General features: G+C 44.3%; 25 protein-coding genes and 1 pseudogene. 16 read left to right on the top strand and 10 right to left on the bottom strand.

What is annotated here, in order from left to right:
* Nucleotides 1–53: 53 nt before the first annotated feature.
* Nucleotides 54–239 carry a hypothetical protein gene (locus tag L696_RS30430; protein ID WP_155985384.1) on the bottom strand — a complete coding sequence of 62 codons (186 nt, stop codon included), beginning with the start codon at nucleotides 237–239 and terminating at the stop codon, nucleotides 54–56.
* Nucleotides 240–516: 277 nt separating this feature from the next.
* Here L696_RS30430 and L696_RS0112335 point away from each other — a divergent pair, with 277 nt between their 5' ends.
* The 4 genes from L696_RS0112335 (at nucleotide 517) to L696_RS0112310 (ending at nucleotide 4,544) form a co-directional block, all read left to right on the top strand.
* The gene (locus L696_RS0112335) at nucleotides 517–987 is read left to right on the top strand and encodes a hypothetical protein (RefSeq protein WP_025683902.1); all 471 of its coding nucleotides are present in this window, start codon (nucleotides 517–519) and stop codon (nucleotides 985–987) included.
* Nucleotides 988–1,441: 454 nt separating this feature from the next.
* Nucleotides 1,442–1,948, top strand: coding sequence for a superantigen-like protein SSL4 (locus L696_RS0112325; RefSeq protein WP_025683901.1), 507 nt, complete (start codon nucleotides 1,442–1,444; stop codon nucleotides 1,946–1,948).
* Between the two features lie 201 nt (nucleotides 1,949–2,149).
* Nucleotides 2,150–2,548 carry a hypothetical protein gene (locus L696_RS0112320; RefSeq protein WP_025683900.1) on the top strand — a complete coding sequence of 133 codons (399 nt, stop codon included), beginning with the start codon at nucleotides 2,150–2,152 and terminating at the stop codon, nucleotides 2,546–2,548.
* Between the two features lie 1,423 nt (nucleotides 2,549–3,971).
* Nucleotides 3,972–4,544 carry a DinB family protein gene (locus L696_RS0112310; protein ID WP_025683898.1) on the top strand — a complete coding sequence of 191 codons (573 nt, stop codon included), beginning with the start codon at nucleotides 3,972–3,974 and terminating at the stop codon, nucleotides 4,542–4,544.
* Between the two features lie 863 nt (nucleotides 4,545–5,407).
* On the opposite strand, the gene L696_RS0112305 is transcribed toward L696_RS0112310, so the two are convergent.
* Nucleotides 5,408–5,659, bottom strand: a complete 252-nt coding sequence (locus L696_RS0112305; protein ID WP_025683897.1) for an aspartyl-phosphate phosphatase Spo0E family protein — start codon at nucleotides 5,657–5,659, stop codon at nucleotides 5,408–5,410.
* 218 nt (nucleotides 5,660–5,877) lie between these two features.
* On the bottom strand, nucleotides 5,878–7,260 hold the full coding sequence (locus L696_RS0112300) for a helix-turn-helix domain-containing protein (protein WP_025683896.1): 1,383 nt from the start codon (nucleotides 7,258–7,260) through the stop codon (nucleotides 5,878–5,880).
* 227 nt (nucleotides 7,261–7,487) lie between these two features.
* Here L696_RS0112300 and L696_RS0112295 point away from each other — a divergent pair, with 227 nt between their 5' ends.
* Entirely contained in the window at nucleotides 7,488–7,937 is a 450-nt protein-coding gene (locus L696_RS0112295; protein ID WP_025683895.1) for an AbrB/MazE/SpoVT family DNA-binding domain-containing protein, read from the top strand.
* Between the two features lie 36 nt (nucleotides 7,938–7,973).
* Complete coding sequence (locus L696_RS0112290) at nucleotides 7,974–8,822, top strand: hypothetical protein (RefSeq protein ID WP_025683894.1); 849 nt, start codon at nucleotides 7,974–7,976, stop codon at nucleotides 8,820–8,822.
* A gap of 110 nt (nucleotides 8,823–8,932) precedes the next feature.
* Here L696_RS0112290 and L696_RS0112285 read toward each other — a convergent pair whose 3' ends face one another.
* The 4 genes from L696_RS0112285 to L696_RS0112270 all read right to left on the bottom strand — a co-directional run bounded on the left by L696_RS0112285 (nucleotide 8,933) and on the right by L696_RS0112270 (nucleotide 13,933).
* Complete coding sequence (locus L696_RS0112285; RefSeq protein WP_025683893.1) at nucleotides 8,933–9,673, bottom strand: Bax inhibitor-1/YccA family protein; 741 nt, start codon at nucleotides 9,671–9,673, stop codon at nucleotides 8,933–8,935.
* 148 nt (nucleotides 9,674–9,821) lie between these two features.
* Nucleotides 9,822–10,109: a hypothetical protein gene (locus L696_RS0112280; RefSeq protein WP_025683892.1), complete on the bottom strand. Its 288-nt coding sequence runs from the start codon at nucleotides 10,107–10,109 to the stop codon at nucleotides 9,822–9,824.
* Nucleotides 10,110–10,343: 234 nt separating this feature from the next.
* On the bottom strand, nucleotides 10,344–12,638 hold the full coding sequence (locus tag L696_RS0112275) for a glycoside hydrolase family 2 protein (RefSeq protein WP_025683891.1): 2,295 nt from the start codon (nucleotides 12,636–12,638) through the stop codon (nucleotides 10,344–10,346).
* A 212-nt stretch (nucleotides 12,639–12,850) separates the two neighbouring features.
* A complete protein-coding gene (locus L696_RS0112270) occupies nucleotides 12,851–13,933 on the bottom strand; it encodes a LacI family DNA-binding transcriptional regulator (protein ID WP_025683890.1) in 1,083 nt (360 codons plus the stop codon).
* Between the two features lie 177 nt (nucleotides 13,934–14,110).
* On the opposite strand from L696_RS0112270, the gene pepT reads away from it, so the two are divergent.
* Both pepT and L696_RS0112260 read left to right on the top strand, forming a co-directional pair.
* Nucleotides 14,111–15,346: a peptidase T gene (gene pepT / locus L696_RS0112265; protein WP_025683889.1), complete on the top strand. Its 1,236-nt coding sequence runs from the start codon at nucleotides 14,111–14,113 to the stop codon at nucleotides 15,344–15,346.
* A gap of 196 nt (nucleotides 15,347–15,542) precedes the next feature.
* Nucleotides 15,543–16,379 (top strand): methyl-accepting chemotaxis protein, encoded by an 837-nt coding sequence (locus L696_RS0112260; RefSeq protein ID WP_025683888.1) that lies wholly within the window; start codon nucleotides 15,543–15,545, stop codon nucleotides 16,377–16,379.
* 190 nt (nucleotides 16,380–16,569) lie between these two features.
* Here L696_RS0112260 and L696_RS0112255 read toward each other — a convergent pair whose 3' ends face one another.
* Nucleotides 16,570–17,445, bottom strand: a complete 876-nt coding sequence (locus tag L696_RS0112255) for a hypothetical protein (RefSeq protein WP_025683887.1) — start codon at nucleotides 17,443–17,445, stop codon at nucleotides 16,570–16,572.
* A gap of 450 nt (nucleotides 17,446–17,895) precedes the next feature.
* Between L696_RS0112255 and hxlA the strand changes: the two genes are divergently transcribed.
* From hxlA to L696_RS29525, 3 genes and pseudogenes are all read left to right on the top strand, one after another.
* Nucleotides 17,896–18,531 carry a 3-hexulose-6-phosphate synthase gene (gene hxlA, locus L696_RS0112250; protein WP_025683886.1) on the top strand — a complete coding sequence of 212 codons (636 nt, stop codon included), beginning with the start codon at nucleotides 17,896–17,898 and terminating at the stop codon, nucleotides 18,529–18,531.
* Between the two features lie 5 nt (nucleotides 18,532–18,536).
* Nucleotides 18,537–19,094 carry a 6-phospho-3-hexuloisomerase gene (gene hxlB / locus L696_RS0112245; RefSeq protein WP_025683885.1) on the top strand — a complete coding sequence of 186 codons (558 nt, stop codon included), beginning with the start codon at nucleotides 18,537–18,539 and terminating at the stop codon, nucleotides 19,092–19,094.
* Between the two features lie 73 nt (nucleotides 19,095–19,167).
* Nucleotides 19,168–19,352 (top strand): annotated as a pseudogene (locus L696_RS29525) (SDR family oxidoreductase); the annotation flags it as partial.
* A gap of 90 nt (nucleotides 19,353–19,442) precedes the next feature.
* Here the strand turns inward: L696_RS29525 and L696_RS0112240 are convergent.
* The gene (locus tag L696_RS0112240) at nucleotides 19,443–19,784 is read right to left on the bottom strand and encodes a cupin domain-containing protein (RefSeq protein ID WP_025683884.1); all 342 of its coding nucleotides are present in this window, start codon (nucleotides 19,782–19,784) and stop codon (nucleotides 19,443–19,445) included.
* A gap of 256 nt (nucleotides 19,785–20,040) precedes the next feature.
* Here L696_RS0112240 and L696_RS0112235 point away from each other — a divergent pair, with 256 nt between their 5' ends.
* The 4 genes from L696_RS0112235 to L696_RS0112220 all read left to right on the top strand — a co-directional run bounded on the left by L696_RS0112235 (nucleotide 20,041) and on the right by L696_RS0112220 (nucleotide 23,445).
* Complete coding sequence (locus tag L696_RS0112235; protein ID WP_025683883.1) at nucleotides 20,041–21,276, top strand: FprA family A-type flavoprotein; 1,236 nt, start codon at nucleotides 20,041–20,043, stop codon at nucleotides 21,274–21,276.
* A 36-nt stretch (nucleotides 21,277–21,312) separates the two neighbouring features.
* The gene (locus tag L696_RS0112230) at nucleotides 21,313–22,506 is read left to right on the top strand and encodes an NAD(P)/FAD-dependent oxidoreductase (RefSeq protein ID WP_025683882.1); all 1,194 of its coding nucleotides are present in this window, start codon (nucleotides 21,313–21,315) and stop codon (nucleotides 22,504–22,506) included.
* 2 nt (nucleotides 22,507–22,508) lie between these two features.
* Entirely contained in the window at nucleotides 22,509–22,679 is a 171-nt protein-coding gene (rd, locus tag L696_RS0112225) for a rubredoxin (protein WP_013373674.1), read from the top strand.
* Nucleotides 22,680–22,740: 61 nt separating this feature from the next.
* Nucleotides 22,741–23,445 carry a Crp/Fnr family transcriptional regulator gene (locus L696_RS0112220; protein ID WP_025683881.1) on the top strand — a complete coding sequence of 235 codons (705 nt, stop codon included), beginning with the start codon at nucleotides 22,741–22,743 and terminating at the stop codon, nucleotides 23,443–23,445.
* A gap of 362 nt (nucleotides 23,446–23,807) precedes the next feature.
* Here the strand turns inward: L696_RS0112220 and L696_RS0112215 are convergent, their stop codons facing one another.
* On the bottom strand, nucleotides 23,808–24,521 hold the full coding sequence (locus L696_RS0112215; RefSeq protein ID WP_025683880.1) for an MBL fold metallo-hydrolase: 714 nt from the start codon (nucleotides 24,519–24,521) through the stop codon (nucleotides 23,808–23,810).
* A gap of 138 nt (nucleotides 24,522–24,659) precedes the next feature.
* On the opposite strand from L696_RS0112215, the gene L696_RS0112210 reads away from it, so the two are divergent.
* The gene (locus L696_RS0112210) at nucleotides 24,660–25,007 is read left to right on the top strand and encodes a YrdB family protein (protein ID WP_209440960.1); all 348 of its coding nucleotides are present in this window, start codon (nucleotides 24,660–24,662) and stop codon (nucleotides 25,005–25,007) included.
* Nucleotides 25,008–25,271 lie beyond the last annotated feature (264 nt).

Here is a 25,271-nt window from a genome sequence, read left to right as displayed (position 1 = left end):
TTGGATAGTTTTTTGGGAATGAAATACTTAAAAAATGGAACAGCAACTCAGAGTTAAAAACAAAGACAAACAACTTTGACCGATGACGAGAGCAGCTCGCAGCAGAACTTCTTTAAATCAGCTTCATCCAGAACCATTCCCCAGAGATCATCCGATGCTTTACGGCACGCGCAGGCAGCAAGGCACCAGTTAACCAGCGGAAACATGAACAGCCTGGTCAGAACCCTTGCACGGTTCAATTCCGTAGCGTGCCTCATTAGGATAATGGTATTATTACCCAATATTTTGTTGAAAAATTAGATTTTTAAACTTATAATGTAAATAAAGAAAAACATCGCATAAAAATCTTTATTAGTCATGTAAGCATAATTGAAACTTGTACATACTGGAAGTTGATTAATAAAAGCTTTTCTATCCTTGTCTTGGAAAGAAGGGATCACTTTATTAACTCAATAAGGAAATTTATGACTGGTTTAGAGTAAAAACAAAATTTGAAAAAGAGAGTAGGTTTCGTATATGAAGAACATTAAAAAGGCTTCTTTGCTTTCTGTCTTGTCTTTAGCTGTTGCAATTCCATTAACTGCTTCTGCAGCAGCAGTTTCCCAATCTGCAAACACATCGACTGATGTGTTTGCCCCAAAAGTGGGGGATCACGTCATTACTCCTCAGGCCACTAATAAGGTACTAGCTAAGTCTCTTGGAAATACTGACATATCAGAACGTTTCTACATTGATCCGGGATATGGATACGCTAGAGTGTTTGTGTCAAATGACGGGACTGCCCCAATTAATATAACAGTAACTCAGGGATCAGCAAGTGGTCCAGTTAAGATGAGTGGAAAAGTACAGCCGGGTAAAACATTTGATGAAATTAACGGAAGCGCTTGGTCTACTGGTAATTTCTATCTTAACCTTACTTCACCCGGAGGTATTATGAAGGGCGGCCTTTCAGTTCGCATAGGCAACACAAGAGGAGAATTGCAATAATCATATCATAGAGTTATTTATATGTAGTGATGAGGTCGACCAATGTGTCGGCCTTTTTATATTAAGGAGGGACCGACCTTGTTACATGATCAGCAAACGGGAAAAAAGAAGGTATCCAAAGAAGGGCGCTGTATCCATTGTGACAAGCCATCCACGCATGTTTCATTGGGCATCCGATTCTGTACTGAATGTGTCCAGGCCATGAAAAAACGGTGAGGACATGGGTAACAGCCTGGTCGGACCCTTTGCGCGGTTCAATTCCGCAGCGTGCCTTTTATATGGAATGGAAATCCATTTTATTGTTGAATAATTACAATAAAATACTTATAATGTAAACGTAGATAACTACCTGTAAAAAAATTATCAATCATGATTGCTCTAATAGTTTCTATACATACTGGTTTGATTGATAAAGCGTACAGGTAAAAAATTAAAAGGAAGAAGGTTTCTGAACATGAAAAATATTAAAAAAGCTTCTGTAGTATCTGTTTTGTCTTTAGCTCTTGCAATTCCATTAACTGCTTCTGCAGCAGCTACGACCGATGTTGCACCGGCCACAACTGACTCAGCACAAGTGAATCAGTCTGCAAACGATTCTACTGATGTGAATACGCCAAAACCGGGAGATCATGTTATTACCCCTCAAGAAACCAAATCGGTGGTTAATAGAACTCTCCGCAATACAGAGCTTACAGAGGATTTCGAAATACCTTCAAGATATGGCTATGTTAAAGTATGGATACGTAACAACGGTGATCAGCCAATTAAGTTCTCGGTAAATCAAGGCTCGCCATCAGGTACGCAGAAGCTTTCTGGAACTGTAAAGCCTGGTCAAACTTATGATGAAGTTAGCTCGAGTGCTTGGTCTACCGGAAAGTTTTATGTAAGTCTTACCTCGGGTAATACATACATGAAAGGTGAACTCGCAGTTCGTATAGGTACTTCACGAGGAGAACTGTAATAATCATTTCATAATTGTTTATGTGTAGTGATGAGGTCGGCCAATGTGCCGGCCTTTTTATATTAAGGAGGGTTTGCCCATGTTCCATGATCAGCAAACGGGAAAAAGAAGGTATCCAAAGAAGGGGTCACTTTATTAACTCTTTAAGGGTAAGATCAGTTTAGGTAAAAACAAATTTTAATGAGAGAGAAGGCTATGAATATGAAAAACATTAAAAAAGTGTCTTTATTATCTGTTTTGTCTTTAGCTCTTGCAATTCCATTAACTGCTTCTGTAGCAGCTACGACCGATGTTGCATCGGCTACAACTGACTCAGCAGCAGTTTCCCAATCTGCAAACACATCGACTGATGTGACTACACCAACAGCAGGGGGTCATGTTATCACTCCTCAATCCACACAGCCTGCGTTTGACATTACATTGGGTGGTCAACAATCAGAAGCGTCTTTTAAGATCCCAGCGGGAATGGGTTACGTTAAAATATGGGTGAAGAATACAGGCAGTGAGAATATTAAATTCGCTTTACACAAAGGATCAGCTAGTGGTTCGGTTGTAAAAGAAGCAACGATACGTCCTGATGGTGCCCTTTTGAGTGGGTAAGCCCTTCAGCTTGGCCTACGGGAGAATTTTATGCTACTTTTAACACAAGTAATACTAAAATGTCAGGTCAAGCTTATGGTAAATTAGGCTCGTCAAGAAGTGAATTGTAATTTAAGGATACAAGTGTTGTAAACTGATTTAGTATTGAATTGTATGCCCGCCCCTGCTGCATAGTTTTATGTTATGTAGTAAGGGGCATTTATTGAAGTAAGGGTAACTTTAAAAAAGTGTGCAATTCAAAGAATGTGCCTTGCCAGCTACTTCATTTGAAGATATTTTCTTAAGTGACCGTTTGACGGGTTTTAAATAAGCGCCTGTGTTCATTTGGTGCACATAAAGTATATAAAGCGTAAAATAAAAGCCGGATATCGGTATTTTCATGCTGATAACCGTAATACATAGGCAGATAAGTCGCTCAATGATGAGTAGCTTTTTTATTGCCTTTTGAAAGGTTGAATAGGTTTTGAAGAAGAAGCAGCTCATACGCAGCCATGAGGTCATTCACTTCCTCCAAGGTCAATTTATTGTTCTGTCTACTCTCTCTTATCTATCCAATGATATATCCATCGGCGACCATAGCCTTTTCCTGAGTCTGTTCCATCAGATATCACATTTTGCAGCTAACAAATTCTACTCTTCCCATACACTCACGACCATTCAATTAATTATCCCTTGTTATTAAATTGGATGACGCTCCTTCGTATTCTCTCTTCGGACAATAAAGTTGTGTACCAAAATCCAATATTTGTGTTTTATCAAGATTATAAAAATATGTACGTTAAAATCTTTAACTTTACTAATATTTCCTTACCATATTACCGCTCTATATTTAAACCAAAGCAGCCGTCCCCTGATTTTAACATAAGACTGATGATACTTGTTCAACGCTCTTGTTTTCAATAAAGAGCGTACTTTTTTTATGTTTCATTAATACTTAGAACACAACTTCATATACGTAAACAACAAGCTGAATATATGATAATTCAACGATCATTTTCATAATTAGTGAGAACTCATTGACTCGAAGTTATTCGGTCCACCCTAATTTTTCAAATTTTATGAGAATATACGCAACTCTAAAAATGCGTATTTATACAATCAATAAGAAGTTGTTCTACTTCTTCATTGTCAATTGTTAGCGAATAATAATGTTTTAGACTAAACAATAAAGAACTAGACTGAGATAATAAAGTTATAGACTGGCGACGCGTGGCCCGCATGCGCAGCTGCAGCTTGCTCTCCCGGCTCTTCCGAAATGAAGTCCAGCTTTGCGATCGGCGCGCTAGCGACGGCGGACGGTGTAATTAGAAAATATAGCCTTGGACTGGAAAATAAAGTATAAATGATATAAACTACGAATATGCTTTTTTCTTGAGCCCTCTCATATGATGAGAGTAATTCAGTATTCGAGGAGATGATCTTGATGAACAAGAACATAGGGATTAAGGATATTTTGGTAAGGTTCGACGAGATTTCGAAGCATTATGTTCGGGAGCTGGATAAGTATAGTCTGGCGGAACTGTGTCGCAAGCCAAGCGAGAACGAATGGTCGCTTGGGCAAATGTACCTGCATCTGCCCCATTCCACGCTGAACTTGCAGCTCCGTCTTGCGGAGCAGTGCATGGCGCTCGGTGGCGGCAGCGAGGAGGGCGGCGGGAAGACGGAGGCCGGCCATGCCGTGTTTGAGCAAGGGAGCTTCCCACCGGTTCGCATTCAGGTACCGGCCGACTTGCAATATACGCCTCCTCGGCCAGAGAGCAAGGAGCAGCTTGTCGCCAAGCTGGAGGAAGCAATGCGCCGCATGCATGAGATTGGGGCGTCGCTGCAGAACATAGACCCAGAGCGGCTGCAGCGAAAGGCGACTCATCCGGCCGTAGCCTTCGGCGCGTTAAACGCGGTCGAATGGTTCACGATGGTGGAGATGCATTACCGTCATCATCTTCTTCAAAAGGAGCGGCTGGACGCTTTCTTACAAACTGCAGAGTTATTAGGCTAACAGGACACGATAGTTGAATGTTGACCACAACAGCGGCCAGTCTAGAATTTTATTTTCGCGTCCTTATCTGCCGCTGTTGCATTTGTCGGATCAGTCTAAAACATATTTCTCAAAAGCTGACGACCTTTGAAATGGACAATCGCGTAAAATCAGCAACTCCAGTCTACAATTTTATTTTCTTCGAACATCAATTATGATAATTTTTCTCGTTCAACCTGTAAATTTTCTCACTAATTATGACACTATCTTCGATCAATAAAGTTGTGTACTAGCGAGTCAACTACAAATATTTTTTTAATAAAATTCTAAAAATATGTACGTTAAATCCTTATAAATATGTTCTCCTGTCTTTAATTTTTCTAATATTTCTTTACCATAATATCGCTCTCTATTATTTAAACCAAAGCAGCCGTCCTGATTTTAACAAAGCCTGATGACACTTGTTCATCAGGCTTTTGATTTTACTAAAAGTGATTCTTTTATTATGTTTCATTAATATTAGTACACAACTTTATTGTCTATTTCTCGATTAGTACACAACTTTATTGTTTAGTACATAACTTTATTGTCTGTAGACATATTCCTCCAATTAAAGCTCAAAACGACCGATGCACTGGTCGCCTGTCCCGCCTCTCAAATTTTGAAAGGCAGAAACGGACAACGGCTCAGAAGCCAGTAAAATGAATAAAAATCCCGTTACCATCCCAACGCATATCCGACTCACCATGAACTATCGTTTCAGGCGTAGCAGCTTGGCTGCTACTATAAATGTAAATTACACACCAATTTTTTACCTTTTATTACATGGGCTTGCGTTTTTATTTTTATCTCAAATAATCCATTTTATTGAATAATTATGATTGTTATGTGGGATTAAGAGGAGGAATATCTTTGCATACAAAGGATGTGGTGTCTGAGGTTTCTGACTGAACATAGTTGTGATGTAACTTCTTAGTCTGATACATACGATTGTACTGATTAATTAGTTCGTCCAAAATCATAGCCTGCTCATATACGCAAGCATGTCCAAAACCATACTGTCCATAAAGATCATGCAATCGTTGTCTGGCACTTTCTATCTGTTGATTTAACGTTAAGGTTTCATCTATGTTCATGTTCATTACCCCCTAGTAAATTATTTTAGAAGGTAATGAACAAATACGGCATGTTCTTTTTTTAGCCAAAACAACAAAATAAATAAAAAAAGCCAGCTTAAGGGCTGGCCAAGGTAATAATTCTTATTGATTAAGCTGTGCCAACATGATCTTGCGGTTGGAATGTTCCAAAGGTTGGATTTTGAGCTGGTACTGGTACTACGAATACCAGTAAGAAACTAGCCGCCACTAAGATTAAAGCCATCTTTTTTATCATTTCTTTCCCACACCTCCTCATACATGGATTGGAACTGAGTCTGTACTTCAGGAGCCGCATGTGTTTTGAAATGAAAAAATAGTCCAACACAATTGGCAATAAGTAGTACATTATTAATTGTAACAGATTTTTCCAATGCGTCTATCAAACACTTAAAGCCATATGAATATCTTTCTTTATTAAAGCTATATTTGGCCATTTTGTACCAAAACCGTGCCTGCTGTTGCAGTAAAAACGGCTCAACAGGAGATGGCTCTTGATACGACGCAATTTTAGGCTCAAAGCGATGAAGGATGTGGTCCACATCAATATTGTATTTATTGGCTGCTTCAACGATATTCAAAAGTTCATTAAATATATGTTTTTCACCAGATATATATTCTGCGTAATCCGACAGGACACTAACGTCTCCAGTCATAAGCCTATTTACGTAAGTATTAATTTTGGCCCATTGCTGAAATTGACCTAGCCAATGGAGTGTATCTGAATCTGTTTCCTTAACCCAGCTTAGATCAGTATAGCCACGTATATGCTCTAAAGCCTGTTCATGATCTCCATTCGCGTCACAAGCGTGTGCACACATCAGTTCAGCGTAGGCTATGTATACAAACAGAGGTCTGCTAAGTTTCTTTACCGATTTTATTTCTCGCTTGGAATTATGATCCAAATTGTACTGAATCTGTCCTAATTTATACATTTGGCATGAAAATTTATAGACCTTATCCCACAAGCTCAATGATCTATACACGTTGGCCAAGTCTTTCAAGGCATCCAGTTGGTCAATTTCATCCAAACGGTCGACAAAAGGTTCAAATTTAGCAGCCGCTTGTAGATTTTGAGCCTGATTTTCCCCTGTCCGGATGCTAAATAGCCGATACTGGCATAAAGCAAGCCGTTCTGAATGCTGCTTTCTTTCACTCACAGCCGCGTTTTCATAAAGGTAAGCTGCTGTGTCCCGATAACCTTTGGTGAACAAGTCCTCGGCTAGTTTAAAGAGCGAAAGACTGTGGATCGGATTATCTAGAAACATACTTACAGCACGCTGTAGGCAATCAAACCGCCCTAACTCAACACAACGATACACGAAAGGTTTTACTCTCCGCCAGTTGAGTGGGGATTCTTCAATGCACTCTTCAACAAATCGCTCATAAAAATAATCCGGTGGTAAATTCATGCCCATCGTAATGCGATCCAGTTGATTAACAGATAAAGAACGATTGCCTGTGATGATGCCGCTAACTGTACCTACATTCAAATTAGTGATATGACCAAACCGGGTCATACTCAAGCCTTTCTGTTTGAGATATCTTTCAATTTCTGCCCGAATCGTAGGTGTTATTTCCATGAATAAATCACCCTTTCAGTGTGAGCTTTGGAATGTGCAAATTTAAACAAAAAGAAGAATTGGAAAACTTATAATATAATGAAATATTTGTATGTTCCCAATATACCATCTATTGTCACAACAATAAATACCCCTTTTTGGAGAACATTGGATTATGTATGCAAAAATCACAGGTGATAGATCAGAGAATGAAGTGGGTTTCTATAACCCGATAAGGAGGATATCAATTGAAGAAAACAGGTATGACACGCCCCTTAGATACATTAGGCCGGATTGTTATTCCGATGGAAATCCGAAGCTCCATGGGGATTGAGATTGGCGAGCCTTTAGAATTTTATATGGACGTTGAAAAAGGCTTTATGGGCATAGGAAAGTATAGTAGCGGGGTTTCCTGTAATTTGTGCAATTCATTTCAGGATTTAACCTATTTCAAAAGTTTACTTTTATGTAAGCAATGTATACTCGACCTGAAGGGAAACGTAGGTGTTCGTCCCATTCCTGCCCCTGTTGTTAAGGAGTCTACGTACAAAGAAAAAAAAGTAAATCGGTCGACACAAGAACTGGTTGAAAGCCTAAGAAGACTCAAACACGAGCATCCGACAGCCAAGCAGAGTGAATATGCCGAAAGGCTTGGCGTGTCACAAGGCCGTATTTCCCAGCTTAAAAAGTTATTATAGCGTGCGACTTTTAAAGCAAATATGGAGGCGTTAGTGATGGAGAATCGTTTTGAAACAGAGGAAGAAATTTATTTGTTGTCTGAACACGCGCATCCCTTGGATAAGGCTTTTGAATTATTTCGGCTAAATTATAGACAAAATGATTGGGCAGAAGCGGATCGCGTCGCTGATCACATTTTAAGTATGGCTGAACGCAGTTATAACAGTAGACAAAAATGGGGTGACGTTGTTCCTCTAAATCAGGTACTAAAGCACCCACTTATATTTTATTTTGGATACGGATACCTGGCTAAATCCATCGTTTTTCGGAAGCAAGGTCTTTTTGATCGAGCAAGAGAATATATAGCTAAATATGCTGACTTAGGATGGTACAAAAATGCTACGGACGAAGATATACAAGAAATAGAACGTTTTAAAGGATTTTCAGTGGCAAACGGATACGCTGTAGACTTATTATCAGGGAATAAGGAAATATTGAAGGAGTACAATGAGTTTATACAAGAAAACGACGAGGAAACATTGCCCGGATTAATCACAATTTTTGAGGCAGCAAACATAAATGAATGGAATATAGACAAGTATTATTATTATATTCCCGATCAGCTAGAGACTTTTTCCAGCTTTGAAGACCTTGGAAATCGTGTGTATTATGTGAAATTACTTAATCAACTAGCTATCTATAACATCAATCAGCAGCGGTATGGTGTCGCCATAAATTATATTCTGAATTGTTTGCAAACAGCAGTTACAATGGATTTATACAGGGAATTTATTACAACTATTCCCATGTTCGAAACCGTTCGTCCGTTTGCAACAACGGAACAGCTGACAAAGTATCAAAGTATCTTACAATTCAACCATTGTTCCTTTCAATCACGGTGTTAACGGGTAACAGCAAAGGCCACTTGCATCAGCAGGCGGCCCTCAGCCGTCCTCTTCTCCTTCTCCTGCACCTATCTGCACATGAAGTGAAACTATTCATGAATCGCAGGCAGTTAGTCCTTTTTGCTGAATTTGGACAACAGCTCCAAAATCCGCACATACAGCCACACTAAAGTCACCAGCAATGCAAACGCGCCATACCACTCCATATATTTCGGTGCACCCTGATCCGCTTGCTCTTCAATGAAATTAAAATCCAGCAGCAGATTCAAAGCCGCAATCACAACGATAAACAGACTAATACCGATTCCAAGCCAGCCTGTCTCATGAATATAAGGAACGTTCATCCCGAAAAAGTTCAAAACGAAGTCGACCAGCGTCACCAGAACAATCGCCAACGTACATAAAACAACGAAGGAGATAAAGCCCCGGGTAACTTTAATGATTCGCTGTGTATACATAAACAGCATCAAAAACAAAATGCCCACCGTCAGCAAAATCGCATTCGCCACGATACCGGGATAGTCATATTCCATGAAAGCTGAAATCCCGCCTAAAGCAAAACCGCTCAGAATTGCATAAACGGGCGATAGAAACGGGGCTGATTTTGGGAAAAAGGATATAGCCAGTGCTACGCCGACCATGCCAAGTGAGCCTGCGGTGATCAAGGATAAGACCTCTACTGTACCTTGGTAGGTCATGTACCAGGTGATACTGCCCGAGATAATCAGCAGAATCAGCAAGAGCAGCGTTTTGCTGATCGTGCCTCCAATGGTCATGCGTTGTTCGCTAACTTCTCTTTCATCTTCACGCACGAAGATGTCATCACGTAAAACCGGATTGCTAAAGCTCATAAAGGGGATACTCCTTTTCGATGTGTTATTTACTATGCCATATGTATATATCGGCACAACCCGAAAAAAGTTTCAGAAAATTATCAAAGCAAAAAAACTCTAGCTCACCTTGCGGCAAACTAGAGTTAGAGGATCAGTTCGTTACAGCTTAAAAATCAGCTGTCGCAATCTGGATCGTACCCGTAGCTGCTCCAGCTGCGGTAGTCTGAAGAGCGGCTACCAGCAGTAAAGCAACAGCCAACGTGAGACTGTTAGTTGGAGGGATAACATAAGTGATCACGGGTGCGTTAACAAGGGTAACGACAAGATTGATCGGAGCCGGACCGTTATTATTAACGGTAATTGTAGCATTCGCGCCACCGTTCAAGTTTTCAAAGTATGATTTACCAATATTGGCAGCGAGAGAATAGAATTGCTGAGGTAATAGAATCGCCATAGGATTCACCTCCCTTGCGCTTGATAGTGTATTCTATGCTTCCAATCTATGAACGCAACGTCAATTGACTCAGCCATAAGACACAAATTAACAGATTCATAGATTAAAGTCCCTATACACAAGCCAAAAAGGGGTTGCCTTCTCAGATCCTTTGTAGAATCTGATTGGACATCCCCTTCTTAAATAAACGAAGAAATAACCTACGTCATATAACGTTAATATTCTATTTTAACTCTACTGCACGCGAATACTTACTTCCTGCGGGTCAAAACGGGATGGCGCGGAAACCTTCACACGGATATTACCCGCCTCTCCCTTTGTACGAACCCAGAACGCAATACGTCCACCAATCAGGGATAAGGTTGAAGGGCCGATCAAATCGCCCGCTCCCTCGACCTCCACGGAAACCGGATCAGCATAGAAAGGCAGGACATTGCCGTATTCGTCCAGAGCATCCACCACAACTCTCGTCACGTCCCAATCGCCCGCCTCCAGCACTGTATCATCCGCAGCTACACGCAGCTCCGTGGGTACGGGATTACGGGAATAGCGTCTGCGAATGACCTCTTGACCGTCCACGTACCCTATGAACACGGCATCTTCCCACTTCATGCCCCAGTGACCTGTCAATTCGTCGACGACGACTGGAGGATGCGGAAGCGCCGGATACTTTTCCTGGTTCGGACGATAGACGCCCTTGCGCTCGTCACCATAAATGAATTCCACCTCATCACAATTGGTGAACACAACCAGCGGCACAACGCCCCCGATGCTCCGTTCGCCACGTGACCAGTAAGTGACTGGCTCCAAAATGATTTCCTGCTCGACCCGCTTCTGACTGCGATACACGTTCGCTGCGAATTTGGGCAAGCGGAACATATCCATGACACCGTGGTAGCAGATTTTATCGCCAGAACCAAAATCCGCGTGTGTATTATAGTCAAAAGCACACCAACCAATCGCTCCGGCAATCCCCGCGTCAGCGTAGGAAGCATTTTGCACCCGCGTATGGCGCAGTGCATGCTCCATTACCCGTTCCTCCTGATCAAAGCGCTTAGTCGGGTACATATGCCCGTTATATTCCGTCACCAGATAAGGGACCGGATGATCCAGCTCTGTTACCAAAGACGGCGGTCGCAAGCCTGTTGTTTCTCCATCTACGCCATCTGCATTGTCATACGTCTCGAAATTGCGAATTTCCTTCACCAAATATTTTTGATGCCCACCGTCATGAACGAAATCATTCATCGTATACACATCTTCCAGCAGTTCGCTGCCTACAATATAGCGCACCCCACCAGTCGCACGAGTCGGATCAAGCTTGCGTGCAAGCTCATTGGTACGTGTGTACAGCTCATGATCATCCTGCGATTCATTAATCCGCACGCCCCAGATCACGATGGAGGGATGATTGCGGTCGCGGATAATCATGTCCTCTACGTCCTGTACCGCCTGTTCCTTCCACGCTTCACCGCCGATATGCTGCCAGCCCGGAATTTCCTCAAAAACGAGCAATCCGATCTCATCGCAACGGTCCAGAAAATGACGAGACTGCGGGTAATGCGATGTTCGCACCATATTCAGGCCCAATTCCTCTTTGAGTATATCGGCATCACGTCGCTGTGCTCTTTTCGGCATCGCATAGCCGACATACGGGTAAGACTGGTGGCGATTCAAGCCCAGTAGCTTGAGCTTCCGCCCGTTCAGGTAAAACCCGTCCGGCTGAAATTCGGCTTCGCGGAAGCCGAAGCGCACATTCAGCCGATCCAGCTCTTCCCCGTTCCGCAGCAGCGTCAGCTCTGCTTCATATAGCTTGGGATCATCTATATCCCAAAGCTGTAGATCGGTTAGCTCTTTCAGCTCCAGCGTCACTTCCGCCGCCGTCACCGCTGTCAGCTCGGTCTCCGCCTTCACGCTCGCTCCGTCCAGAAGTCGTAGAGCAACCTTCAAGTCTTCCTCCTGATCGCCAAGTCCCTCCAGCTCTACGACTACACGTACCGCCTTGCTTGCCGCAAGCGGCTCCGGTGTCTGGACGAATACTGTGCCGAGATGCACAGGCTCGACAATTCGCAGCTGCACTTCACGGTAAATACCGCCATAGGTCAGATAGTCAATGACTGCCCCAAAAGGAGGAATGTCGTCCCGCTCCGTGGAATCGACGATGACCGTCAGTACATTGGAGCCGCCGTATTCGGCAAGTCCGGTCAATTCAATACTGAACGGTGTGTAGCCTCCCTTATGCTCCCCCGCTTTTACCCCGTTCAGATATACCTGCGCGTAAGTCATGACCCCTTCAAAATCGACGTACACCCGTTTCCCCTTGGTATCTGCCGGAATGTTCAGCTCCCTTTTATACGTGGAAACAAACTGAAACGCCTTGTCGTCAAAATAGTTATATGGCAGCTCTACATTGGTGTGTGGCAGCAGAATGGGCTCATACCGACTCGCATCAATTCCTGCGCTTATTTCGCTCTCAACATATTCAGGACGGTAAAACCACTGGTCATTCAACGGCAAAATGGTACGCATAGACAGTCACCTCAACCTTTTATTTTTCACTCTTTTACCACAGTAAAATATTTAAGTAAAAATAACGAGTAAAACTTAGTAAAATAAATATATTTTCAATGTAACCATTTACAAAACATTTGTCAATTCCGTTTTTTTCTTCTGCCTATACAAAAAAACAGCCCCGGCATCCGGAGCTGTAAAGGTCATGAAACACACAATGGAGCACATTTCTATACCGAAGCCGTAAACGGCGACGCACTGCTGTTACGAATCATCAGCTCGGTCGGAATGGTGACCTTTCGACCCACCTCGTTCGGACCGTTGCGCACCGTATGCAGCAAGAGCTGAACGCCCGTTTCCCCCATCAATTCGGTATACGTCTTGACCGTCGTCAGCGACGGTGTCAAATATTCCGCTGTCGGAATATCATTGAAGCCGACGATTGAAATACGTTCAGGGACAGCGATTTGATGCTGCTCCAGCGCCTTTAATACACCAATCGCCACCGAATCGCTCGCCACAAAGAAGGCTGTAGGCAGGTTCTCCGGCCCTGCCAGAATGGCCGCTTCCATCGCACGAAAGCCGTCTGCCGCCGTCCCGCCACACACATGAACGTCGTTCGATGTGCATAGCGCATGCTGCCCTTTATACCGTAAAAAGGTCTCATACCGCGCATCCAGCTCCGTCTGGTTGAAATCATGGGCCTGCTCATCCTTACCCATACCCACATAACCGATATGACGATGGCCCGCATCCATCAAATAATCCAGCGCGTCCGCCGCAGCACGAGCGAGGTCAATGACGACATAGTCCGCACCCGTTCGCTCCACGGGGTGATCCAGAAAAACACAAGGGATGGGAAGCTCCAGCATGTGCTCCACTTCCTCCCTGCTAAAGTGTCCGAGCACGATCAGCCCGTGCAGCCCTTCGGACAGCGTCTTCAGTGCAGACAGCGTCTTCAGTGCGGCCAGGTCTTCCCGCCGGAAAATGCGCTCCAATTGCGCTCCGCTTTGGCGGCATTCCTTTTCCACGCCGAACCGGATGGACAAATAATATGGGTCCTCCAGTTCCTGATACGCGCTAAACCAATGGACCATACCGAGCCGGATCGGCCCCTCGGCCTTTTTACGAGGCTGACGCCCGATACCGCCGTTTTTACGTTTGGCTGTCGTATATTTCATACGCTCCGCGACCTCAAAAATTTTACGCCGTGTTTCCTCCGAAACGGACAATGTTTCATCATAATTTAACACTCGGGAAACTGTCGATATGGAAACCTCGGCCTCCTGAGCAATATCTTTTAACGTAGGCATTGCAGACTCCTTTGATGGTTTTACTCCATTTTTACGTTCTTTTACTGTTATCTTACTCGTCGTCTCTGTGCAACACAAGCCGTCGTTTTAGAAGGTAAAGCCAAATTCTTCATATAACAAGTCCAATCATGATAAAATATGTAGCATATCAGAAATGACCACAAGGAGGATATACGCATGAAACAGGAACTGATTGAACGCCTGACCACTTATGTTCAGGTGGATACCCAATCCGATGAAAGCAGCAGCACTTGCCCGACCACACCAGGACAGCTCACACTGGGCAAACTGCTGGTCAATGAACTGAAAGCCATTGGTATGACAGATGTAACGATGGACGACAACGGCTATGTCATGGCAACCCTTCCTTCCAATACGGATAAAGAGGTCCCGGTTATCGGCTTTTTGGCCCATCTCGATACCGCTACCGAAATGACTGGCGCAGGGGTAAAGCCCCAACTGACGGAAAATTATGATGGGGGCGATATTACGCTGAATGCAACGCTGGGTGTGAACCTTTCTCCGCGCGAGTTCCCCGAACTGCTCCAATATAAAGGTCATACCCTGATCACGACGGACGGTACTACATTGCTTGGTGCAGATAACAAAGCCGGGATCGCAGAAATTATGACAGCCATACATTATCTGCTGGATCACCCTGAGATCTCGCACGGCAAGATTCGCGTCGCATTTACACCGGACGAGGAGATAGGAAGAGGACCGGAACGGTTTGATGTAGCTGCTTTTGGTGCTGAATATGCGTATACAATCGATGGCGGGCCGCTCGGAGAACTGGAATATGAAAGCTTCAACGCCGCAGCCGCCCATATTACTATTCATGGCGTTAATGTCCATCCCGGTACAGCCAAAAACAAAATGATTAACGCTGTCAAAATTGCCATGGAGCTAAACGGACGATTGCCGGCGAATGAAGCTCCGGAATACACGGACGGATACGATGGCTTTTATCATTTGCTGGAATTTGAGGGTACGGTAGAACAAGCCAAATTGTACTATATCATCCGTGATTTTGATCGTGAAAGCTTTGAAAACCGGAAGGCTCACTTAACGAACGTGGTTAAAGAGCTGCAAGCCGCATATGGGGAAAACCGTATCGTTCTGGAGCTGAGAGATCAGTATTACAACATGAAGGAAAAAATCGAGCCCGTCAAGCACATCGTGGATGTTGCCCATGAAGCGATGACAAAGCTGGGCATTGATCCGATTATCAAGCCGATTCGCGGTGGTACAGATGGTTCACAGTTGTCCTATATGGGACTACCTACACCTAATATTTTTACAGGTGGGGAGAACTATCACGGCAAGTTCGAGTATGTGTCTGTAGACAATATGGTGCTTGCAGCCAAGGTCATTGTCGAAATCGTACAATTATTCGAACAGCGCGGCGAGTGACCCGAATACAAGAAGCTTTTGCATCATTATAAACGAAAAGGCATATCGTTTCCTGACTTGAAGCGGTGTGCCTTGTTTCTGAAACTCTCATACTCGTTAAATTATTCATTACTTTTATAACTTTTATCCCTCCGTAGACCGACAAATATATATAACTATAAAAAATACACCTAGTAAAGAAAGGTAGGTTATCTATTTGAATACAGTAGATGCATTAATTGCAGCCATCCCCTACATACAGCAGATTATGCGTGAGAAAGTGACCCTTTCTCTCTTCGACCGCACTCATGTTCTGGCTTATAGCGAGTCAGAGGGTATGGATCTCGGCTATAAACCTGGCTCGGAGCTGCTCGAGAGCTACAAAAATTTTGCCACGCTTAAAAATGGACGTGAACCCAGCCTGACCCACATTCCTGCTGAAGTTTTGGGATATCCTCTTGATACAGTCAGTATTCCAGTGTTTGACGAAAAGGGCGAAGTCGTTGCAGCATTTACGGCCTCTTATAATTTGACTAACAAAAATCAACTGGATCAAATCGTATCCGAGAACGGCTCCATCACCGAGCATCTCATTGATATGGTGCAACATGTAGCAGCGCATTCCGAGGAACTTCAGGCTACCAGTGAACAGATTTTGAAAAACACCCAAATTGCCGTGCAAAACTCAGGAAAAATCAATCAAGTTGCTGTATTTATCAAGGAAATTTCCGAGCAAACCAACCTACTCGGACTGAATGCTGCTATTGAAGCCGCACGTGTGGGGGAAGCGGGAGCAGGCTTTGGCATCGTGGCTCAAGAGGTGCGTAAGCTATCCGTAGAGTCCAAAAAAGCAACGGTCGATATCGAAGGAGCCCTCAAGGATGTACAAAACTCCATTCGTCAGATGGAGCAGGAAATTGAACAAATCGTTTCCTCCTCTCATGAGCAAGCGACTCTCGTAAGCTCTTTTACTGAAGTGATGGAGCGTATGCAACAAGCGAGTGAAACGATGCAGCAGTTAGCTAATAACCTGACTTCTTATATCGTAGAATAAATGTAATTTCACACGAAAGAAGGGAGCACACTTATCGCCAAAAGCGTTAAAGTATGCTCCTTTTATTTACAAAATCCCTGCCGAGACTTATCATTCAAACCGAGTTTAAACAGTAACTTAGAAAACACCATGATTGGAAGGATTCACGGGTTCCAGCTCTCCTAGTGCAGCTCCCACTGAAATCACAATACTAAGAAACGTCAAGACCATAGTTAGCGAGATTAAAGCCTTTTTCATTATGAAGTCCCCTTAATAAAATGGTTTGATATTGCTCTTGCTGTGACGATGTTGCCAAATCTCGATAAGCCTCAAACAGAGCGACCAGTGTCCTGAAATTGGCATCTGTTTCTACACTACCAGAGGATTGCAGAGAGACCAGGACATAATTCAACGCAACGGTGTACTGCTCCTGTTTGAAATAATAAATGGCTAATTGGTTAACCAGCTTTACATAATATACGCGGTTTCCTCTATCTTCATAACCTTCAAATATCTCAATATCGCGGGCAAAATCATTCAGCAGGTCGTCAATATTCCAGTTGTTCAAATTAGCTGCTTCGGTAATACCGACCAGTCCTGGAAGCAGTTCCTCATCATTAGCGTGAAGAAATTCAACATATTCAGGCAGAAGCTCCCGTTTTCCTGAAAGCAATTCAATCGTGTACAGGTTGGCTTTAGCGAGAAAACGAAATCTTTCCACTTCTTCATGACCGCTCTCATCCAGCCCCATAAACCAGCCCATCTCGCTATACTTCATAATATAGTCTCTAGCTTCGTCATACTTGCCTTTATTTTGATAATAAATAGATTTCGCCAGATAGCTGTATGCATAATAAAATACCAACGGATGTTTGGTATTCAATGTCTCGTGCTTGCCGTCCGCAGTATTTCTCAGTTGGGTGTGATACAGGCTTTCAGCCAAAGCATGCAGATAGTCTGCAACCTTGTTCGCTTCATCCCAATCGTTATGTGTGTAGCTGATTCTAAACAACTCACAAGCCTTGTCGAGTTCGTGGCTGTCCGACAACAAATAAATAGCTTCCCTCTGGTTCAGGACCTCTTCCACTAAAACCCGCCTCCATATCCTGAAAATGCGTTTACCCATAGACAAATGGTTGTTATTCAGGGCAGCTGTGCTGCTGGTTTCCATCCTCCCGGTTCTGCTGTAGAGCGCAACTGGAAGGGACATTCGGATCATAACGACAGTGTATTCCCATCAGGAGCATCCCCATTTTCGTTCCACTCGCATACCAGTATATTACAAATATAGACAAAACCTAACTTGAAGTCAATTCAATTAATTCATAAAAAAGACGCGAATCAGGCCCTCCAAAGGAGGCCAAAGAGAAGCCATAGTATCCTCAGGGTAACTACGTTACGGATTAGTGCGTACTTTTCAATCGGATACCGGGGGCTTACAATCAAACCTGTGCATGAAACCAAAGTATTCGCAGCACTCAACAGAGTATGTACCTGTTCATCAAATACAAATTCACTAAAGGAGTGAAGTTATAACATGGAACTTCAATTGGCTTTAGACTTAGTAGATATCCCGCAAGGGATTGCATTGATAAAAGAAGTAGAATCGTATATTGATATCGTAGAAATTGGTACACCGATTGTCATTAACGAAGGACTACATGCGGTAAAAGCAATGAAAGAAGCATTTCCGAATTTGAAAGTGCTGGCTGACCTGAAAGTTATGGATGCAGGCGGTTACGAAGTGCTGAAAGCTTCCGAAGCTGGCGCAGATATCGTTACGATTCTGGCTGTAGCTGAAGATGCGACGATCAAAGGTGCGGTAGAAGAAGCGAAAAAACAAGGCGGCAAAAAAATCCTGGTGGATATGATCGGTGTTAAAAACCTGGAGCAACGCGCTAAAGAAATCGACGCTCTCGGCGTAGACTACATCTGCGTGCATACAGGCTATGATCTGCAAGCTGAAGGACAAAGCCCGTTCGAAGCACTGCAAACTGTTAAAAAAGTCGTGAAAAACTCCAAAACAGCCGTTGCTGGCGGCATTAAGCTGAGCACCCTGCCTGAGGTCGTTAAGGCTCAACCGGATCTGATTATTATCGGCGGCGGGATCACTGGCGAGGACGACAAAAAAGCCGTTGCTTCCCAAATGCAACAGCTCATTAAACAAGGTTAATTCCAATGGAAACCTCTCAATATTTATCCGAGGTGCTCAAGGAGCTGCAATGGGTTCCACAGCTCATCAGTGATGTAGAATCGGAACAACTGATCCAGTCCATTGAATCCGCGAATAAAGTGTTCGTGGCAGGTGCAGGGCGTTCAGGTTTCATGATCCGTTCGCTGGCGATGCGGCTGATGCATATGAGTGTTCAGGCTTACGTGGTCGGGGAAACAGTAACTCCCGGCTTGAGCGAAGGCGACTTGCTGATTATCGGTTCAGGCTCTGGTGAAACCAAAAGTCTGACCTCGATGGCAGAAAAGGCGAAGAAGCTCGGTGCTTCTCTGGCGCTTCTGACCACTTCCCCCGGATCGACCATCGGCAAGCTGGCTGATATTATCGTCAAGCTTCCGGGCGCCCCCAAGGACCCGTCCAACAAGGATTACCAAACCATTCAGCCTATGGGCTCACTATTTGAGCAAACCTTACTGTTGTATGGCGATGCGTTGGTACTCAGAACGATGGAGCTACGCAGACTGACCTCTGAATCTATGTTTGGTCAACATGCTAATCTGGAGTAGAGCTGCCAGACTTTTACGGTAACAAGGCAGGCCGTCTTTTACATGTCACATGGACATGCGAAGACGACCTGCCCATGAGGACGGCTCTCTCACTGAACGTGCGGATAAAATCATTGCCCATACTCCTATGCGCCGCTTCGGCGTACCAGACGATCTGCTTGGCACTCTGCTATGGCTCGTGGATGAACAAACATCGGCTTTGTCACAGGGACAGTGATCCCGGTAGACGGTGGGTTCATGGCGTATTCCGGGGTGTGACCCCCCCCACTAAAGAAAGCCGCTTGGCTTAATGCCCAAGCGGCTTTTTTATATGTGGAGTTCTTTTCCTCTTCTTCTGATTTTTATAATTTATATATTTTGCGCATAGCTTTCACTTGGCGTTTTGGTCAACACCACATGCAGGCTGGAATTCGCCTCCGCACCACCGCGATAGGAAAAGCGCTCATCTCCGGTAATATGGATCATATCCCCTTGGACCACTTCCGTTTCTTCACCATTCACAGTTACAGTACCGTTACCTTCAAGAACAAGCAAATATACATTTGCTCCTGGATGATTATGTGTTGGCAGTTCAGCATTAGGAGTAAAGTTGAGAATAAAAATTACATTGTCGGCTTCCTTATGCACAATTCGTTTAGTAAAGGCAGCTTCTTTATATTCCTGAAATTGAATGAGGTTTGATTTTTTCATGTAGATTCACTCTCCTGTTTGAAATTGGATTTGTCTATGATGGATTGTATACCTGACATATTCTCAGGCTTCAATCTATACGGTCTTATTGTATTTGATTATTACGCCGGACTTGTGATTGCAATCACAAATATAAATTTAAGTCATAAATATTTTGAAATATTCAAAAATTTGATTTCAATCCTCTTTTTCATGGTCCCATTCAACTAGAATCGAATGGTGTCAGACAAACAAAAACAAGCAGGAGGTTGTTCCTATGAAGCCCGGATTTCAACTGGCAAAGGATATTTATTGGGTAGGAAAAATTGATAATCGTGAGGTTCCCTTTCATCGTCTTCTACTATCTAAGGGTACAACCTATAATGCATATCTATTGAAAACTGGAAAACCAACCATTGTGGATACCGTGGATATGGCATTCGGTAGAGAATTCGCCGAAGCTGTAACCGAATTGATCGATCCGCTGGACATTCAATATATTATCGTCAATCACACGGAACCAGATCACTCGGGCGGATTGGCGGCACTTGCTTCCAAGGCAACGAACGCTACGATTGTCTGCACTGAGATTGCCGTTCCGGAAATTCAACAAATGTACAAGCTTCAGCATCGCAATTTCCTCGTAATCAAGGACGGGGACCAACTGGATATTGGAGGCAAGACGCTGCTGTTCAAGGAAACGCCTTACCTCCATACAGAAGAAACCATGATTACGTACTGCATCGAGGATAAAATCTTGTTCCCTTGCGATATTTTCAGTACACACGTGGCTGTGGAGCATCTATTTGCTGATGAGGCTGGTTTTGATATCACCGAGGACTTTATCGGATACTATCAGGCTATTATTCATCCGCATCGCAGATATGTGCGTACATTAATCGAAGCTGTTTCTGGCCTGGATATTGAGATGATTGCTCCTTCCCACGGCTTCGCGATCCGACATGACATTGCCAAGTTTATCGATTTGTACGCCTCTATGAGTACCGAAACCAAGGATGATAAAAAAGTAGCAATTGTCTATGCCACCCTAAAAAATAATACTAAAAAAATGGCAAACATCCTGAAAGACTGCTTTTTGGAGAACCAAATCAAGGTGGAGCTATGGGACGTGGATAAAGCCGATGAAACGGAAATATTGAATAGTATTGCCTCTGCGGATGCTGTTTTCGTCGGTAGCTCTACCAAATATGCCGACATGACGGGCAAATTGGAAGACCTATTGCAACAAATGCAAAAGATGAATCTGGAAGGCAAGCTGGCTGCTGCCTTTGGTTCCTACGGCTGGAGCGGGGAAGCCATTGAAGTCGTACAGGATTACTTGAACGGTACCAATATGAAGGTCCAAAGCACTTCAGATGTCATCAAATCAACGGGTATGACCCATGTGGAATTCCCAGTACGTATTCGTTTCTCTCCTACAGAAGTTGAAAAAGTGAAAAAAATTAAAAATGCCGCTGAATTTGTCTCAGATCTACTGCTTAGTGTTATTTAAAACACAGTAGCGTATAGCGAATAGGAGAGATACTGAATGGGTAACCAACATTACGTTATTATCGGAGGCAGTGTCGCCGCCGTCAACGCGGCAAAAGCAATTAGAGATCATGATGAGCTGGCCGAAATTTCTATTTACGGGGAGGAAGCATCCTTTCCGTATAACAGAGTCAAACTTTCCAAGGGACTATTCACTGATTTGCACAGCGACAAAATCCTAATCAAAAAGGAAAAATGGTTTGCCAACCAACGAATTCATGTTTATTCCGGCATCAAGGTCACCGCGATACATGCAGAGGACTGCACCATTGAAACGGCAAATGGGCAGACCGTTGCTTATGACAAGCTGCTGCTGTGTACAGGAGCCCACAACCGTAAGCTTGTGCTGGACGGAGCTTCACTAAGGAACGTTCACAATATCCGTTTTCGACAAGATGCAGATAGCCTTAAAGCAGAATTGCGACAGGAAGACCGGATATGTATCATCGGCGGCGGTATTCAAGGCGTGGAAACCGCCTGGTCCTTCCAGCAAGCAGGGTATGCTGTAACCATACTGGAAGCTTCGCATCGGCTTATGCCCCGCCAGCTAGATGAAAAGGCCTCCGCTATTTTGACCGATCGTATGACCGAACGGGGTACTCAGGTATACCTTGGGCAAGGCGTACAGCGTATTACAGGCACAGATCATGTAGAAGGTGTAGAACTAGAGGACGGCTCTGTAATTCCCTGCGAGCATGTCGTGTATTCCATCGGAATTGTACCTAATACGGAGCTTGCTCGCCAAATCGGCCTTGATATTGGACACGGCATCTTGGTGAACGCACAGATGGAGACCAGCTCCGCCAATATCTATGCGGCAGGTGATGCAGCCGAATTTCAGAGTAAAGTAGATGGGTTATGGGAAAGCGCAATGGAGCAGGGAAAAATAGCAGGCGCTAATATGGCGGGCGCATCCGTCAGCTATCAGCGTACCCTCCCTGTAACCCTTTCGAACTGCTACGAATCCCCTCTCTTTTCCATCGGTCTAGTAGATGAACACGTCTGCGACACCAGCCTGATTAATAAAAATCGAGCTTCCTATACACGTATGTTCATACAAAATGGCTCTATCTGCGGCGTGATTGGCTTTGGAGATGCTCTCGCTTCACTTCCATATAAAACAGCCATCATCCAAGGACTCAAACCAGATGCGCCAGAGCTTACAAAAATTTTAAATGACAAGGAGAACTAAAGATGAAAAAATATGTATGTCAGCCCTGTGGATACGTTTATGATCCTGCTATGGGTGATCCCGATGAAGACGTTATGCCTGGTACAGCGTTTGAAGACCTTCCGGAAGACTGGGTTTGTCCAGTCTGCGGTGAGGATCAAAGCCATTTTGCCCCAATAGATGATGCAGAATAACAACCATGCGCTATAACCTGTAGTTTCCGGTTTATGAATGGAGTGAATGAATGTGAATGAGATGTCCTGCCCCTGCCAGTGCGAAAAGGAGCCCTGTGCCCGCAAAGTGCCTATCTTTTCCTCTTTGTCCGGCGAAGATTTGTGTAAGGTCAGCTCCATGATCCGACACCGAAAATATCAGAAAGGCGAGGCCTTGATTGTGGAGGAACAGGCTTCCGATACGCTGTACATTATTAAAAGCGGGCATGTCAAGCTTCTGAAGATGACGCCTCAGGGCAAAGAACAAATTCTGCACATTCTGACAACTGGCGATTTTTTTGGCGAGTTGAATATATTTAACAGTGACGAGCTGAGTAATTTTAGTGCCTATGCCTTAAAAAATACGGATATTTGTATGCTCACCAAGGATGATATGGAGCAATTGATCCGCAACAATCCCGATATCTCTTTAAAGCTGCTCAAAACCATTACTAAACGCTTGGCACATACCGAAAAGCTGGCTCAAAGCCTGGCTACCAAGGACCCGGAAATCCGTATTGCCTATATGATTCTTGAACTTGGGCATAAATACGGCAAGCCGGACGGCTCCTACATTAAAATAAATCTCCCCCTTTCACGCGAAGAAATGGCTAATTATGTTGGTGTCACACGCGAAACCATCAGTCGCAAATTCGCAAAATTTGAACAGCTGGGGATTATTCATATTAAGGGTACACGAGAGATTACCATCTGCGATGTACAGAAACTGAACGAATATATAGATTGAATAAAAAACCGCTTCTTTGAGCTTGTGGTTGGTGGCGACTTGACCACCACTTCCCATTTGCCCAAGAGCGGTTTCTTTTGTTCTTACATATGACAACCTGCTATCTTTCCATCGTTGTGCTCACACCCTGGGAAGACGCTCCCATGTTGGACTGAAAGCATCCGTAGAGCCGATGCTGCCTGAATAACTCCATAAAGAAACAACACTAGCGACAGCACACAATATGAGACTACATAGAAGTATATATTTCAGACCGTTCGCTTTCCAAACGTTCAAATCCGATACACCTCTCTCTGCTTCTATTTTCCTCATATTGTATCTGCCTTAGCTGAGGACTTTGTGAGTTCTGGCTGAATGTGGCGTCATTGCGCTGTACATTGCTGCCCCATCTCCTCAATTGCCCTTTCCAGTTGAGACTGCGGATGCTGTAGCATGTTACCGTGACCGACAGCCAATAAAGACGGTTTGAAAAGCGCTAGCTTTTTGGCGCTTTCCAGCGAGCTTGCCTTGTTCCAGGTAGCCAGTGCGGGAAATGGAAACAGCGGCTTGAGCCTTCCCGACACCGCCACACCCCCTCGGACCTGAAAGGCGTCGCCTGCAATCAACGCACGGGTACGAGTGTCCAGAAATGCCATCGAGCCCGGCGTGTGTCCCGGCGCGCTGATCGCCAGCAGCGCGCCTACATGATCCCCATCCTCCAGCAAAACATCAGGCTGGGTAAGAATACGCTTCGGCACACTGCCCCGAATGGGAGTATCCGGTTCATCTGTCTCCAGCGATACATCGCCCTGCAGCAGCCGCGCATCCCGTCTGGAAATGAATACTTGTGCATCAGGATACCTTGCCCTCAACCGATCCAGCGCACCCACATGATCCTCATGGGCGTGGGTAAGTACAATTCGTATAATTGGCTGGCCTATCCGCGCAGCGGCCTGTTCAATACCTTTGGCACTGTAAGGCAATCCGGCATCGATCAGGGTGAGCCCATCGTTCTCCTCCACCAAGTAACAGTTCACCGGGAACAGTCGAGGCATAAATGTCAATTGATACACATGCTGCACTTGAACGATACGCATTCATCTCAGCTCCTTGTTTTGATTTAAACTAATTGTATTAGTATTATAAGTAATATAGTTAGTTTAAATCAAATTTTTTCGCTGTTATGGACTGGAGTTTGTATTTATCACATGGAGCTAAAGGAGAGGATCATTTACTTGGAACTGCTTTCGGGATTAAAAATGCTCAATTGGGCTGTCCGTTTCCTGCTGGAAGTCTGCGGTATTGTCGCTTTTGCATATTGGGGGTTTAAAACAGGAGTTAACGTACCTATACGACTGGTACAAGGGGTGGGAGTGCCTGTTTTCGTGATGATCTTTTGGGGACTCTTCGTTTCTCCTGCCGCCTCCTTTCCCCTTCAAGGTTGGGCCCATCTTGGCGCTGAACTGGTTATTTTCGGTTTAGCGACTGCGGCGCTGTCTGCCAGCGAACGGCCACTTTGGGCTATCATCCTGGCCTGCACGTTTGTCGTTAATCACCTTCTCATGCAATGGTGGGGACAATAAATAGCCAAAAGAAGCAGCAAAAAAAGCAGACCTCGGAATAATACCGTTGGTCTGCCTCTCTCCAACTATGATGCGAATGTTCCTCTATCCATCAACCCTGCCGGATAGCCTCAGCAATGGACGTGCTGCCTGACGCCAGATTAATCGCACGGTGATACGTCTGCCGTTCATCCACTGCCGCTACCACTACTGCCGCTACATCCTCACGGGAAAAAGTGCTAACGGAAGGGTCATCCCTCGTATTTACCCGTATGGTTCAAGACG

Origin of the sequence: Paenibacillus maysiensis, from assembly GCF_000520815.1 — a bacterium.
Taxonomy (GTDB): Bacteria; Bacillota; Bacilli; order Paenibacillales; family Paenibacillaceae; genus Paenibacillus; species Paenibacillus maysiensis.
The sequence above is the reverse complement of the archived record's forward strand: the minus strand, read 5'-3'. Positions and strand labels throughout refer to the sequence as shown.